Annotated in this window: 16 protein-coding genes; all 16 read right to left on the bottom strand. The window is 25.7% G+C overall.

The window, feature by feature from the left end; genetic code table 11:
* Window positions 1–14 precede the first annotated feature (14 nt).
* A complete protein-coding gene (locus tag L6653_RS02200) occupies window positions 15–2,255 on the bottom strand; it encodes an ABC transporter permease (protein ID WP_236785315.1) in 2,241 nt (746 codons plus the stop codon).
* Window positions 2,255–2,950 carry an ABC transporter ATP-binding protein gene (locus tag L6653_RS02195; protein WP_236785314.1) on the bottom strand — a complete coding sequence of 232 codons (696 nt, stop codon included), beginning with the start codon at window positions 2,948–2,950 and terminating at the stop codon, window positions 2,255–2,257. The genes L6653_RS02200 and L6653_RS02195 overlap by 1 nt, the downstream gene beginning before the upstream one ends.
* A gap of 99 nt (window positions 2,951–3,049) precedes the next feature.
* On the bottom strand, window positions 3,050–4,363 hold the full coding sequence (locus tag L6653_RS02190) for an MATE family efflux transporter (protein ID WP_236785313.1): 1,314 nt from the start codon (window positions 4,361–4,363) through the stop codon (window positions 3,050–3,052).
* 150 nt (window positions 4,364–4,513) lie between these two features.
* The gene (locus tag L6653_RS02185; protein WP_236785312.1) at window positions 4,514–4,990 is read right to left on the bottom strand and encodes a thioesterase family protein; all 477 of its coding nucleotides are present in this window, start codon (window positions 4,988–4,990) and stop codon (window positions 4,514–4,516) included.
* A gap of 67 nt (window positions 4,991–5,057) precedes the next feature.
* The gene (locus tag L6653_RS02180; protein WP_236785311.1) at window positions 5,058–5,618 is read right to left on the bottom strand and encodes a LemA family protein; all 561 of its coding nucleotides are present in this window, start codon (window positions 5,616–5,618) and stop codon (window positions 5,058–5,060) included.
* Between the two features lie 9 nt (window positions 5,619–5,627).
* Entirely contained in the window at window positions 5,628–6,593 is a 966-nt protein-coding gene (locus L6653_RS02175) for a DUF3137 domain-containing protein (protein ID WP_236785310.1), read from the bottom strand.
* 444 nt (window positions 6,594–7,037) lie between these two features.
* Window positions 7,038–7,442, bottom strand: coding sequence for an ABC transporter transmembrane domain-containing protein (locus L6653_RS02170; protein ID WP_256444843.1), 405 nt, complete (start codon window positions 7,440–7,442; stop codon window positions 7,038–7,040).
* Between the two features lie 370 nt (window positions 7,443–7,812).
* Window positions 7,813–8,307: a hotdog family protein gene (locus L6653_RS02165; protein ID WP_236785308.1), complete on the bottom strand. Its 495-nt coding sequence runs from the start codon at window positions 8,305–8,307 to the stop codon at window positions 7,813–7,815.
* Window positions 8,291–9,343 carry a hypothetical protein gene (locus tag L6653_RS02160; protein WP_236785307.1) on the bottom strand — a complete coding sequence of 351 codons (1,053 nt, stop codon included), beginning with the start codon at window positions 9,341–9,343 and terminating at the stop codon, window positions 8,291–8,293. The genes L6653_RS02165 and L6653_RS02160 overlap by 17 nt, the downstream gene beginning before the upstream one ends.
* 77 nt (window positions 9,344–9,420) lie before the next feature.
* Complete coding sequence (locus tag L6653_RS02155; protein ID WP_236785306.1) at window positions 9,421–9,909, bottom strand: prolyl-tRNA synthetase associated domain-containing protein; 489 nt, start codon at window positions 9,907–9,909, stop codon at window positions 9,421–9,423.
* Window positions 9,910–9,984: 75 nt separating this feature from the next.
* Window positions 9,985–10,608 carry a hypothetical protein gene (locus tag L6653_RS02150; protein WP_236785305.1) on the bottom strand — a complete coding sequence of 208 codons (624 nt, stop codon included), beginning with the start codon at window positions 10,606–10,608 and terminating at the stop codon, window positions 9,985–9,987.
* Window positions 10,609–10,722: 114 nt separating this feature from the next.
* Complete coding sequence (locus tag L6653_RS02145) at window positions 10,723–11,817, bottom strand: glycerol dehydrogenase (protein ID WP_236785304.1); 1,095 nt, start codon at window positions 11,815–11,817, stop codon at window positions 10,723–10,725.
* Between the two features lie 112 nt (window positions 11,818–11,929).
* Entirely contained in the window at window positions 11,930–12,610 is a 681-nt protein-coding gene (locus L6653_RS02140) for a hypothetical protein (RefSeq protein ID WP_236785303.1), read from the bottom strand.
* Entirely contained in the window at window positions 12,610–13,050 is a 441-nt protein-coding gene (locus L6653_RS02135; RefSeq protein WP_236785302.1) for a hypothetical protein, read from the bottom strand. The genes L6653_RS02140 and L6653_RS02135 overlap by 1 nt, the downstream gene beginning before the upstream one ends.
* Window positions 13,034–13,480 (bottom strand): MarR family transcriptional regulator, encoded by a 447-nt coding sequence (locus tag L6653_RS02130; RefSeq protein WP_236785301.1) that lies wholly within the window; start codon window positions 13,478–13,480, stop codon window positions 13,034–13,036. Before L6653_RS02130 ends, L6653_RS02135 begins: the two co-directional genes overlap by 17 nt.
* A gap of 125 nt (window positions 13,481–13,605) precedes the next feature.
* Window positions 13,606–14,259, bottom strand: a complete 654-nt coding sequence (locus tag L6653_RS02125) for an SIMPL domain-containing protein (protein WP_236785300.1) — start codon at window positions 14,257–14,259, stop codon at window positions 13,606–13,608.
* Between the last annotated feature and the right edge of the window lie 31 nt (window positions 14,260–14,290).

The following is a 14,290-nucleotide window of genomic DNA, read 5'->3' as shown; positions in this document are numbered from 1 at the left end:
AAATAATATATACCTTATCCATTAATAACTTTTAATTCCTCTACCATATTTATTTTTGATAGTTTAATTTTTTGAATAATTTGAACTAATGTAAATAACAATATGCTAATTATTATCACGACGATATAAATTTTTATAGGTATTTGAGCTTTAATATAGGCATCTAATTTTGACATAGATAAGAACATAAAAAATTGTACTATTTTATTTATTAGTGGAATCATTAATACTTGAAAAATTATTACAAAAATAAAGATTGGATCTATATATATATTTGTTATTTCTTTATTTTTGAACCCAAATGTTTTAATGTAGGAAATATTTGTTCTCGACTTTTCTATTATAACATTAGAAATAAGTACCGTAATTATAAAAAAGAAAAATATTCCTATAACAATCATAGTATCAAAAAACACACCAAAATTATTCAAAAAATGTTCCGTAAACTTTGTAATTTCTTTTTTATCAATTTTACTTACTTCAATTTCTTTTGATAGTTTTAATTTTTCATCCGCCATATAAGTATTAAAAAATTCTTTATCCATACCAATCACTTTATTTAAAGATTTTCTTTTCATGAAAATTTTAAAAAGATTGATTGATTTGTTTATCCCTTTAATTTTAAATTTTTTTTCTCTATTTTTATAAGGCTCTCTTATTTTAAATTCATCACCTTCTTTTAAGCCATATTTATCAATAAAGCCCTGTGAAACAATTACCTCATTATCTTTTAAAGTATCATAAGAATTTATTTTATATTTTGATGTTCTATCAATTCCATAAACTTGAATTTTTTTATCATTTAAACCTACTAATTCTGCTTCTATTATACTAGCTTTCTCTTCTTTAATATTTTTATCTTCTCCCTTAACAAAATAGGTGTAATCATATTTCATTGATTCTTTCATGTTCTCTGTATATTTTGTAAAAACAGGTCTAATTGATAAACTGATTACTAGTAGTAAATTTGCTAAGAAAATCCCGAAAAATAAGGCAATCAAATTAAGTTTATTGGCTGATAAAACCCTGATCCTAAATTTATTAATAAAATCAAATTTTTCTAGTTTAAATTTATTTTTTTTCTTTTCTTTTTTTAAATTTTTCCTTAGAAAATCTAAGGGCTTATAATTCAAACTTTTAGAAATTATAATCGAATTTACTAATATATAGATTAGTATTGGTATAAGGCTTGTAATAATAAAGGATCTTGGGCTGAGTTTAAGTTCAAATTTTGGCAAATCAAATGAATTATAATATAAGTTTACATATTTTTTATAAACAAATAAATATGATAATAAATTTCCCACTAAAGCTCCAATTACTGTTATAAATAAAGGCATAACCATATAATTTATAAAAACTTCTCTTTTTTTATATCCCAAGGAAAGTAGTGTTCCAATTAGTGAAGCTTCCTTTTCTATCAAACTTTTCATTTCTACAGCACTTACAAATGCTAGAGCAAAAAATAAAACTATCATAAAACTAGTCATTGTCGGAACATCTCCATCCATATCATCCATGATATAGGAAATATTGTGATTATCTGCTCTTATCACATAATCAATAACGAAATTTTTTTTATTGATTTTATTAACTATTTTTCTAATTTTATTTCTTTGATCTTTCTTATTAATTTTATCTAAATTATGATATGCATAAGTATATTTTTTTGTTTTTTCACTAAAACTATCAAAACCTTCTTTATTAAAAAGACATACACCAAAATATCCAGTATCCATAACTAAATCTTGTCTATTTCTTAGGAGTGATGAATAATCTGGAAGGGAAACAAGCCCAACTATTTTGAAAGTTTTTCCTTCTAATTTTATTTTATCATTTAATTTTTTATTATTGATTCTAGCATAATTATTTGACAAAGCTATTTCATTTTTTGTCTTTGGAAATCTGCCTTGGTGTAGTTGACCTATATTAATTTTATTTCTATTTATGAATCCTCTAAGTTTCTTATCCTTACTTTCATTCAATTCTATAGAAAAATTTTCATATAATTTTATATGGTCCTTTTTAATATTGTCCACTGTATTTTTATCTAATTTATTAATTGCAGTAAATTGGCCATCTTCTACCCTTCCATCCTTTAATTCTTTATAGTATACAAATTTTACCGAATCTTGAGCAGTATAAAATGAAGCTGAAAATGTAACTACTAGAGCTATTAGAATAAAAATAGGAAAAAATCTAAATGGATAAAATCTAACTTGTCTAAAAATTCTCTTATTAATTGGATTTTTCATCACCAAGTCACGCTCCTTGCAGGAATTTTTTCCTTATTTTCTTCAAAACTTCTAACTAAACCATTGTGAATATTCATAATGTAATCACACATTTTTGAAATCTGAACATTGTGTGTAGCTATAATTACAGTTGAATTATAAATTTTATTTAGCTTTTCAATTAAAATTAATACATCCTTGGCACTTTCATAGTCTAAAGCTCCTGTAGGCTCATCACATATCAAAAGTTTTGGTCTTTTAATTATTGCTCTTGCTATAGAAGTTCTTTGGGCTTGACCTCCAGAAATTTCATTTGGAAATTTATATATTTGATCGTCAAGAGATAAATTTTTTATTAATTCATCTATATCAATAGGATTATCAGATAAATAAGCCCCAACTTCTATATTTTCTTTTACATTTAAGTCGCTTATAAGATTATAAAATTGGAAAACAAAACCTAGATTCTCTCTCCTATAATTTTCCAAATCTTTTTTATTCATTTTATTCAAATCATTTTCAAAAACCTTAACAAGTCCTTGATCAATTGTTTCAATACCACCTAAAATATTTAATAGTGTAGATTTTCCTGAACCAGATGGTCCAAGCAAACACAATATTTTTCCACTTTCTAGCTTTAAATCAATCCCATTTAGAGCGTTTATTTTTTCTTTACCAATACCATAAGATTTTTTTAAATTTTCAATATAAATCATAGCTTACTCCTTGATAATAATTATCTATATCATGATTATATCACTATGAAAAATAAACTTAAATAGATTTTTATATATTTTAGAAATTTTTTTAAAATTTTATTTGCTCTTAATTAAATTTTTCCATATCAAAAATATACTAATTAAGCTTACCAAAATTTCTGAGAATGGATATGAAAGCCAAACTCCATTTAATTTGAAATTTTTTGCCATTAAAAATGCTAGAGGTACTAAAATTATAAAACCTCTTGATAAGGAAATAATCTGAGAAAGTTTTACCTTTTCTGTTGATGCGAAAAATGTTGATGTCACAATATTTATTCCTATGAAAGGACATGCTAAAAAATATAAAACCAGGCCCTTGCTTGCATATCTTTGTAAGATTATATTCCCTTCTTCATTATAAAAAGATGTAAACAAATCTCGTCCAAAATATATGGTTAAGTAAATTATTAAGGATAAAAATATTTGTGTTAACAAGCCATATTTTAAAATTTTTTCAAGTGTCTCTTTATCTTTTTTTCCATAATAGTGGCTGATTATTGGTTGAATACCTTGAGATAAACCAGTATATATTGCAATCACAACAAGCGAGATCACTGAAACTATTCCAAAGGCTGCAACTCCTAAATTTCCAGAAATTCCTAAAATTAATAAATTAAATACAAGCATAACAGTCCCTGATGTAGCTTCTGTTATAAAAGCTGTAAATCCTTTTGATATAATTTCTAAAATACTTTCTAAATCTAATTTTATTTTTGTTAGATGAAATCCGTTTTTTCTTTTCAAAATATAAGGCAAAATTGTAAGCAAGCTTATAATTGGTGCAAGTCCAGTTGCAAATATAGCTCCAAATATTCCCATATCAATGGGAAAAATAAAAATGTAATCTAATATTACATTTGAAATACTTCCACTAATCATAGCTATCATAGAAAGTCTAGGATTTTTATCATTTCTCACAAATGCCTGCATAATATTATTTAATAAAAAAGCTGGTGCAAACAATAGCATTACTTTAAGGTAAGTATTTGTAATATCAAAAATACTTTTATCGGATCCCAAAAATACAACTAATTTTTCTGAAAATAAAAGACCAATTATAAAAAATATTATTCCTGTAACTAATGCTAATAAAAAAGCAGATGTGAAAATTCTATTTGCTCTTTTTTCTGAATTTCTGCTTTTACAAATTGCATATTTTATTCCCCCACCTATTCCATACATTAAACCAAGTCCATTTAATAAACAAAAAATGGGAAAAGCAATATTTAAAGCAGCAAGTCCATCTGCTCCAAGTTTAACAGATACAAAATATGTATCCATAAGTGTATAGCAAGAAAAAGCAATTTGTCCCAAAATATTTAAAAACACATATTTGCTAAAATCTCTAAAAAGATTTTTTTCTTCCATAAAATCTCCAATCTAAAAATAAAACACCCACCACAAATAGCCTTTGTGAGTGGGTGCGTTTCAAACCATGGTAAAATTATACCACAATTTTAATCTTTAGTTTTTAAAAATATTTTTTAATATTGGTGATTTATTTAAAAATAATTAAATTTACATATTATCCTTTACTTTAACAGCAATCATTTTTGCTTTTGCACGAACCTCTCCTTTTGCTGTCATTTCCATTTCAATTATTGCTTTTCTTTCACCTAGCTCAATTAATTTTGATGATACTATAATTTCTTCATTCATTGGAGTTGGCTTTTTAAAATCAACTTCAAGTCTTGCTGTTATAAATCTTCCTATTATCGTATTCTCATCAAATTCCAGTCCTTTATCGATATGAGCAAAGTATGCTGCTGATGCTGTTCCATGACAATCAAAAATCATTGCAATCATGCCACCAAACAAATTTTGAGGAACTCCTCCTGTATACATTTTATCTGGAATAATTTTCGCAATTACACTTTTCTCGTCTTTACTTGGATATGATTTTAAATGAAGTCCCATATCATTTTTGGGACCACAACCCCAACAATACTGAAATCTTTCCCCATAGGTATCTTGAATACAAATATCTTTTTCCATATATTTCTCCTAATTTACAAATAATATTTCTCTTGTAAATTTATACCCTAAATATATATTTAAATATCTAAACTTCGTAATCAAAATCTTCCAATGATTTTTTTCTTTCTATATTCTCTTCATTCAAAAAGTCAGCTTTTCTCAAGCCTTTCATACTTGCAACTATTGATTTTGGAAAAGTTACTATATCTTGATTTAATTTGGAAATATTATTATTTACAATTCTTTTTGCAGCAGCCAATTGCTCATTTTCATCGTCTATTTGATCTTGTAAATTCAAGAACTCTTCTGAAGATTTTAATTCAGGGTAGGCCTCTGCCAAGGCAAATATTTTTTCGATTGTCTTATCTTGATTATTAATAGTTTTGTTAAGATCTTTAATATTAGATCCAGATCTTGCCATAGTTACTTCTGAAAATATGCTTTTTTCATGCCTAGCATATGATTTACAAACTTTAATCATTTCACAAATTGTATCATATCTTTTTGCCAAAGCCACATCCAAATTTCTCTTTGATTCTTCAATAATTATCCCATACCTATTAAACTTATTAGATGTTTTTATTAAAAAGCTTAAAACTAAGATAAATAAAAATGGCAAAATCAGTAATAATGTTATTTTTTTCATACTTTCTCCTTATAATTTTTCACTTATTATATCAATTAATCCATAAAAATCCGCAAGTTTTTCACTTACTTTTTCATATTCACCAGCAAGTGAAAGTCCATCAATTTCTGTTTTTGTACTAGGAAGATAAAATAAATTTTCGTTAGATTCAAAAGATATAGAAATATATTTCTCATTCATATAAATAGAAACTCTCATCTTATCCTTCCATTTATTCAAAATCTCCATAATATGAGGATTTAAAACTAATCTTGTATAAAATTCATCTGTAGAAAAAATTGAATATGTTTCATTAAAATCAATATATTCTGTTTCAATTTCTTCTTCATCTTTATGCTTTTTATTATAAATTCCATATTTTTTATATCCAAATAAATTTTTATCAACAACAGGAACAATTCTTATATGACCGTCTATATTAGTTTTTAGGTTAGAAACTAATATTTGCCCCATATAATCATAAACTTTTCTACTATTCCCTTCGCTGTTTTCAACATAATGAAAAATATGTAGATTTGAAAATTCTGTCTTATAATCATCCCCAAAAATTATATGACAATTTGAATAATATTTTTCAAAATCAGAAAAAATATTTTTAATAATCTCATATTTTATACCTTCAAAATAATTAATCTTTGTATTTGGTAAAATATTTTCTAAAATTGGAAGCAAAAAATTATTAGCATATAATTTCCCAACATCAATCTTTCTTTTTTTTAAAAATTTTGAAATAAATTCCCAACCCAAAATTAAAATTATTAAAATATACCTTCCAAAAAACAAAAAAATAAAAATAGCAAGAATTATTCCAAAAATTCCTAGAGAAGATATTGTGTATATAGGATCAAAAGTTTTACTTTTCATCTGTTTTTTAATAGAATTTAATTTCTCCTGCATTTGTGGAGAATTTTCAAGATCATTAATTTTTTTTATAAGATTAGGATCTGTAAACTTATCCCTAAATTTCTTTCTCACACTTCCTCCATTCTAAATCATTTACTTTCATTAAAATTTTACCCCGATAAATTTATTTACAATCAAAAATACAAAAAATTTTACACAAATTTAACAATTGTAATCAAAAATGTAAAATAAAAAACACCTAATTTCCAGGGTGACAAAGTGTAGACAAAGTATGAATGTAGATAACATTTTATTTTAAAATAAAAATTAATCTACGTACCATCTCGACTAGATAAATGTGCATTGATTTTGCAAATTTATCCCTAAAACTAAGTGCGAAAGCACGAAGAAGTTTGAAAAGCAAAGGTGTTTTAGTGTGAGTGAAACGAACGCATAGAGAGATTCCAAGAGATTTCTCCACTCACTACGTACGATAAATCTGGATAAAAACCAAAATCAATGCTTGTTTATCTGCTCGAAACCTGCTAGGTAAAATCAAGTGTTTTTTTAAAAAAGTTAAATAAATTTATTACTAAATTTGACCATAGGAAATAAGCCCTCTTGTTTGGGCTTTTTTCTATTTTTATTTTTTTCTGCAATCATTGCCCCATCAATTAATCTTGATCCAATAAAATAAATGGATAATGCCAAAAAATTCATTACAAAAAATATAATTGCCATCATTAAAGCATACATTTTTTGGTTAAAAGTTTGTAAATTTGTCAAATCTGTATTTACATCTTCAAATTTATCTTCTTGATATTTTTCAGCATTAAAGGCTCTAATAACTCTAATCCCAATTAAATTTTCTCTTGTAACCCTATTTAATTTATCAATTAAATTTTTAATTAATTTAAATTTTGGAATTACAATTGACAGTATTATTCCCACAACAATAAGTAAAAATACTACGGCTAAGATAGTAGCAGCTGACTATTACCAACTTTTTTTTAGTATTTTATTAATGGCCCAAATTGCAGTTATTGGTGATTTGATTAACATTTGTAATCCCATTGCCAAAAACATTTGTACTTGAGTAATAATATGAAAAAATTTTTTTGAGTTGGATTTGCTACATTAGAATGTTTATGCCCTGAGCAGCTTTTTAATTCTGACATTTTTCTAATCATACAAATATCCAAATCTTTTATTTTTTTATAATACCTTCTTGCAAAATTTCCTCCTTGATGGAAAATTAATACTTTGTGAATTTTAATTATCAACTAGCTAACATTATTTTCCGAAAAAAATCACCTATATATTTTACAAATAAAAATATATAGGTGTTTTCTTACATATTATCTTTCACTGCAACTGCAACCATTTTTGCTTTTGCTCTTATTTCATTTTTAGCTAATAATTCCATATTAATAATTGCTTTTCTTTCGCCAAGTTCTTCAAGTTTTGCTATCATCTCGATTTCTTCATTCATAGGAGTTGACTTTTTAAAATCAACTTCAAGTCTTGCTGTTATAAATCTTCCAATTATCGTATTATCATCAAATTCCAGCCCTTTATCGATATGAGCAAAGTATGCTGCTGATGCTTTTCCATGACAATCAAAAATCATAGCAATCATGCCACCAAAAAGATTTTGAGTCACTCCTCCTGTATAGATTTCATCTGGAATAATTTTTGTTCTAACAGTTTTTTTATCTTCGCTTGGATATGATTTTAAATGAAGTCCCATATCATTTTTTGGCCCACAGCCCCAGCAATGTTGAAATCTATCTCCATATGTTTCTTGTATAGAAATTTTTTTTGATCTTTCATGATAACTCCTCATTTAAATTTTCTTCTATAATGCTATATAAGCTTATATCTTTTTTACCCTTATTATTTAATTTATCTTGCCAATCTTTGACTTCAATCTTATCCAAGTACTCACACAAAAGTGCTCCTGATTCATAAACTATCTTTTCTCCGATTATACTTTGATTGATTTGTCCTTTTTTTATTGTTGGAACTATTTCATCAAATTTTACGTTTTTCGTATTATCAAAATACAAAATCCCATAATCATACCCAACAACTTTTGCTGCTTTTATAGATACATAATTTGCAGTTCCTTCCATAGTTTCTTCAAAAATTTCAGCTTGAATTTTCTCAGAATCTGTATTTTCAAATCTTTCATCCATAACCTTTAAATATTCTTTACCCAAATTCTCCAATGTGTTTTTATCAGCATTTTTATCAAGAGCATTTTTAATTTCTCCTAAAACTTCATACTCTTTATTTAACAAATCTAATTCTTTATCATTATAAGAATATCCCCTAAAAGTTATATTATCCCAATCTTTTTGCATATAATAATGAAAAGCCTCATGGCTTAGAAAAGGTAAAAAATGTAGAGATGAAAATTTTTTACTTATTGAATCTTGATTGTATTTTAAATAAAAAATATCCTTCTTTCCTAAAATACTATAGTTTTTATCTATAGTATTAAAATTTCCAATTAAATACTCTAATCTTTTAGGATAGAACTTACAAATCCTATAAATATCTATATCATTTTCTTTTGTATTTATTTTTTTTGCAAAAATAGATCTTATGTTTTTATCCTTTGTAAGTAAATAAAAATCCCCTACAATATTTTCATTTATTATCAATATGTCCTTATCTTTTAAATTATAACCTTTCCATAATTTTTCATCATTTTTATAAAATTTATAATACTCTTCAATAATCTCTCTATCTAACTTTGACAAATTATTAAAATCTGTTTTTAAAAATTTATTTGTACACAAACTTATAATAAATCCTATAAAAAATATTAGTAAAATATATTTTAATATCTTAAATCTGCTTTTTTTCTTTTCCATAATATATCCTTTATCTTTGTCTATCTATCTTAATATATACCAGTAAAAAAGCATCTAATCCTAGATGCCTTTAATATTTATAATTCTACAACATTTACCAAATATCCTATATTTTCAAGATATTTAAATAAATCTTTTGTTTTAATAAATAGTGTTTTTTCATTTGTATTTGGATGAAAGGTCATTATTTCTTCATCAGCAATTTCCTTATCCATAAAAAATTTAATATCGTGATCTTCATTATTTAATAAACCAAATGGAGAAACAACCCCTGCTGGAAGTTTCATTTTTTCCATCAAAGAATTTTCTGAAGCCATTTTTACTTTTTTCTCACCAACTAAGTCCTTAAAAAAATCCATATCTAATCTTTTACTTTCATCAAGAATAACTAGATAAAAATTTCTTTTTTTCCTATCGGTTAAAAACATAGACTTAGTACGAACTCCCTCATGGCCTTCGATAAATTTGTCAGCTAGCTCTGTAGTATAAGCAGGTGGATGGTCAACTATCTTAAAATTAATTCCCAATTCATTCAATTTATCTTCAACCAATTTATATTGATCCATAAAATCCTCCCTTGTAATTCTTACAAATACTATACCCATAAGAAAATGTGCTAAACTTTTTCAAAAATAAGCAAATTAAAAAATTAAATAATATTTATACAAATTAATTAAATATTTAAGATTAATTAAAATTAACAGAGTCAAACAAACTCCTAGAATAAGAGCTCTTGTGTTTTTCTTTTTTGGATATTTAGCAAGAAAATTTTCAAATTCAATATAATCACCTTTTATAAATCCATTCTTTTTAAAAGTAACTAGAATATCACCACTAAAAATAAGAAAATAATAATTTTTACTTTCAAAATGATCATCAAGAAAAGATAATAATATTTCATAACTCCTATCTTTGATGTTATTAGTGGTTATACAAAGATTGTCATGAATTTCATTTTTAACTTCTTTAATATTTTTTCCTAAAATTTCTATTCTTGCCTTCATTGTACTTGTATATTTTTTAAAATTAATTACATAGCCTATAAATAAGATAAGACTAACTATAATATCAGAAATTCCAATAAACATAAGATCTGGACCAATAGAGTATTTTATAGGAAAGATAATTAAGATTAGACCAAATATTATCAATAAAACACACAAAATCCTATTATATGCATTAAAAATTTTACGATTTAACCGAGCAGATGCATATTCTTTTATAAATTCATCATTAATTTCAAAAATATTTATAAAATCTTTCATATTGACTCCTTATAATTATTTCTAATAATAATCCTATATTTTTTAGTTTTCAATTTTTAGATAAAAAAAGTTTTGACATTAAAAAATATCAAAACTTTTTTAACTTATATTATTTTATTTTCTTAAAACTGCTTTTCCCATTGCATCAGTTGCAATTATAGCAGCATACAATTCATCTGGAGTCACATCTCCTGCAAGATTATGAATTGTTTCTCCTTCTACACAAGCATTTTTTGCTATTGTTTTAATTTCTTCGTCTTTGCTTACCCCAAGCTCTTCCAAAGTTACTGGAAGTCCAACCTCTAAGCAAAATCCTTGAACGTCTTCGAATTCTTCTTTTGAAACTCCTTCCAAAACTAATTGAACCAAAGTACCAAAAGCAACACATGATCCATGATATGCCTCATGACCACCTAATGAAGTTAAGCCATTATAAAATGAATGGGCAGCTGCACAGTTTACATTGTCTGCACCTACTCCAGACATATAAGTATTTGCTTCGATAATTGCATCTAAAGCTGGTGTTACAACATTATTTTCACACGCTTTTATAGCTTGAGAACCATATGCTCTTAAAGTTTCGTAGCATAATTTTGCAATTGCAAGCCCTGTTCTTGTAATTCCAGTTCCCTCCAAACTTGGAGATTCTGTTCTGATTGACGCTCTACCTTCAAAATATGTTCCTAAAGCATCTCCCATTCCTGCAATTAAAAATTTAACTGGAGCGTTTGCAATAACTTGGCTGTCAACCAAAACTGCATCAGGATTTGTTGGATAAAATAAATATGAATCAAAACTTCCATCATCATTATAAATTACAGAAAGCCCTGTACAAGGAGCATCGGTTGCAACTACTGTTGGAACTATAACTATATGTTTTTTTGCATAAAAAGCTGTAGCTTTTGCAGTATCAACTGCAGATCCACCGCCTACTGCAACTACTGTATCAATCTTGTCATCTTCAACAATTTTTTTCATCTTTTCAATTTCGCCCTTGCTGGAAATTCCACCAAAAACTTCATAGCGCCTATAATCATCATATCCTTCAAAAGATTTTTCTATTTTTTCATGGCAAGCCTTGTATCCACTGTTAGAACATATAAATAGCCATCTTTTTCCCATATATTCCATTTCTTCATGGAATTTTAATAAAGCATCTTTTCCTTGCACATACTTTAATGGTTCACGCATGGCTCTTAATAATTTCATAATAAATCTCCTTTTCTAATTAAATCATTATCTAATTTAATTATAAGTTATTGTGTTTTTTTTATCAAATTTTTTTATAAATCTCTCATTTCAACAAATTATACCTAATTATTTAAAACAATATTTGAAGCCCCATAACTATTATCCAAATATATGCACAAGTTTTAGGTATCATTAGCATGCCAATCTTTGGATATTTTTTACTAAATATAGTTACCGGCAAATAACAAACAAATGAAATAATTATCGCCCAGACCATTCTTGTCATATTATAATTGTTAGTATCTCCAGAAATAATATATAAAATAATAATACCAATTCCTGTAATCGCAAAAACTGAATTTCTAATTATAGATAATTTCATATTTCCATCATTTGTAAGCCAATTGTTTTGTGGTAAAAAGCAAATAAATATTCTTATAATGCATGTAATCCAAACAATAATTTCAATTATAAAAGAAGCCTTTAATTCAGGAAAAGTTAATTTCCAAATATAAAGGAGTAAAATATAAAAAATAGTCATTGTTATTGATGAAACTTGAAGGCCAAGGCCTAGTTGTCTATTTATTTTTTTATTACTTCCATAAAGAGCCCTTTTCACTCTAGGAATTAAATGAAAAGCATCTCCAAAACACAAGGTCAAGGTTAAAATTCCATACAAAATAAACAAGGGATTAGCTTTTGAAAAAATAAAAAATAAAATTCCTGCTATCAAATCAAAGGTTAAATATCCAATATCAAAAATAACTTCAAATAAATCAAAAATTTTTGGACTGTAAGCGTCACTTTTCATTACAAACTCTCCTTTTTAAATAATTTATTATATTTAAAAAAATTATTTATAAAAATCAAACCAGAAAAAGTCAAAGCTAATCCCAAACCAGTATAAAAAAACCCAATAAAAATATCAGGAAAAATTTTCATAGCCCTAAATCCTATACCTCCACCCATCATAAAAACCATTATTAAATAAGCTTTTTTATCAAAAAAATTCCAAAAAGGCTTGTAATCCTCGTATCCTAAAATTCTTTTTGTATGCTTTTTAGTCATTTTATAAAACATACTTCCAAAAATTAAAAAAATAATAAGAGAAAATAAGTACAGATACCATTTTCTATCAATAATTTTATAAGAAATTATTCCAAGCCTTGTTACATTAAAACCTGCAATTATCCATACAAGCCCAGCAATAAGCAAGAGATTTCGTTTTTTAACTTTATACATTTTTTTCATTATCACTTTCTTTCAAAAAATTATCAGCATTTTTACAAATTTGATCAAATACATCTTTAAAAATTTTCATCTCATCTTCAGAAATTCCTTGAAATAAATCCCACATAAATTTTTTTTGTATGTCGATTCCGTCTTCTATAATTTCGTCAGATTTTTTTAGAAGATAAATTTCAATACACTTTTTATCTTTAGCGTTTTGTTTTTTTTCGATAAGGCCTTTTTGTTCAAGAACTTTTAAGGATGTAGATACGTGAGATTTTGTAGATTTTCTTACTTTTACAATATCAGCGGCTGTATTAAATTGAGGATAAAAATGTAAAAACATCAAAATATCATATTCCAACTGTTTCAAATCGTATTTATCACAAATTGATTTTGTTAATGCTTCATAATATAAGGTAATATTTTTATGTTGATCCCAAAAATGCATAAGCCCTCCTTTAGTTCTATTTAGAACTGTTCTATTTAGAATTATTTTACTTCCAAAAAATATTTTTGTCAAAAAAATAGCGAAAGATTTCTCTTTCGCCTTAAATAATATTTGTAATTTTAAATTTATTTTATTTCCCAAACTATAGTCACTGTATCAGACAAATCTATATCATCTGCTTCTATATCAATATCAATTTTACTGTCAAAACTTTGAGCTCCATTAATAACAAAATCATCAATAGGTTTTGAAAAAACTTCTATTTCATCCCAAGAATAATCAATGGAAATTATTTCTCCAAGCAAAACCTCACTAGCTTTTGCAAGTATACTTGCTTTTGTTTTTGAATCTTCGACTGCTTTTGCAAGTAATTTATTTTTTGCTGATTCTATATCTTTTACAGTATAATTAATTGAAAGTTCATAATCAGTTTTACTTTTTGAAAGCTCATACAAAACTTTTCCCAACAAATCATTATCATTTGGAAAATTTATATATAAGTTATGAACATATTTGTATCCTTGAAATTCACGCTTATAAATATCATTTTCATAGTAAGATTTGTATTCTGTATCGACAGAAAATTCAGTAGTTTTTAAATCATTTGGATTAAGTTCAGAGTTTTCTATAATTTTTCTTAGTTCCTTAATACTTTTTGAAGACTTATTTATACAATCTTCATATTTTTTTAAAACATCAGAAGCTTTAATATTTAATCTTATTAGGTCAGGTTTAATGCTTATCTTACCCTTTCCAGTAACTCTGATTTTTCTTTCCATAATTTTATCTCCATTAATCAATTTGGTTTTT

It is taken from the genome of Anaerococcus ihuae, from assembly GCF_928368155.1.
GTDB classification, from domain to species: domain Bacteria; phylum Bacillota; class Clostridia; order Tissierellales; family Peptoniphilaceae; genus Anaerococcus; species Anaerococcus ihuae.
This window is presented reverse-complemented; position numbering and strand designations above follow the sequence as displayed.

Bases quoted from the DNA above. Each gene is read 5' to 3' on its own strand.
- L6653_RS02155 (WP_236785306.1), bottom strand. From the start codon at position 9,909: ATGGATCAATATAAATTGGTTGAAGATAAATTGAATGAATTGGGAATT.
- L6653_RS02135 (WP_236785302.1), bottom strand. From the start codon at position 13,050: ATGAAAAAAATGTATAAAGTTAAAAAACGAAATCTCTTGCTTATTGCT.
- L6653_RS02130 (WP_236785301.1), bottom strand. From the start codon at position 13,480: ATGCATTTTTGGGATCAACATAAAAATATTACCTTATATTATGAAGCA.
- L6653_RS02180 (WP_236785311.1), bottom strand. From the start codon at position 5,618: ATGAAAAAAATAACATTATTACTGATTTTGCCATTTTTATTTATCTTA.
- L6653_RS02140 (WP_236785303.1), bottom strand. From the start codon at position 12,610: ATGAAAAGTGACGCTTACAGTCCAAAAATTTTTGATTTATTTGAAGTT.
- L6653_RS02160 (WP_236785307.1), bottom strand. From the start codon at position 9,343: ATGGAAAAGAAAAAAAGCAGATTTAAGATATTAAAATATATTTTACTA.
- L6653_RS02150 (WP_236785305.1), bottom strand. From the start codon at position 10,608: ATGAAAGATTTTATAAATATTTTTGAAATTAATGATGAATTTATAAAA.
- L6653_RS02125 (WP_236785300.1), bottom strand. From the start codon at position 14,259: ATGGAAAGAAAAATCAGAGTTACTGGAAAGGGTAAGATAAGCATTAAA.
- L6653_RS02145 (WP_236785304.1), bottom strand. From the start codon at position 11,817: ATGAAATTATTAAGAGCCATGCGTGAACCATTAAAGTATGTGCAAGGA.
- L6653_RS02165 (WP_236785308.1), bottom strand. From the start codon at position 8,307: ATGAGGAGTTATCATGAAAGATCAAAAAAAATTTCTATACAAGAAACA.
- L6653_RS02200 (WP_236785315.1), bottom strand. From the start codon at position 2,255: ATGAAAAATCCAATTAATAAGAGAATTTTTAGACAAGTTAGATTTTAT.
- L6653_RS02195 (WP_236785314.1), bottom strand. From the start codon at position 2,950: ATGATTTATATTGAAAATTTAAAAAAATCTTATGGTATTGGTAAAGAA.
- L6653_RS02185 (WP_236785312.1), bottom strand. From the start codon at position 4,990: ATGGAAAAAGATATTTGTATTCAAGATACCTATGGGGAAAGATTTCAG.
- L6653_RS02190 (WP_236785313.1), bottom strand. From the start codon at position 4,363: ATGGAAGAAAAAAATCTTTTTAGAGATTTTAGCAAATATGTGTTTTTA.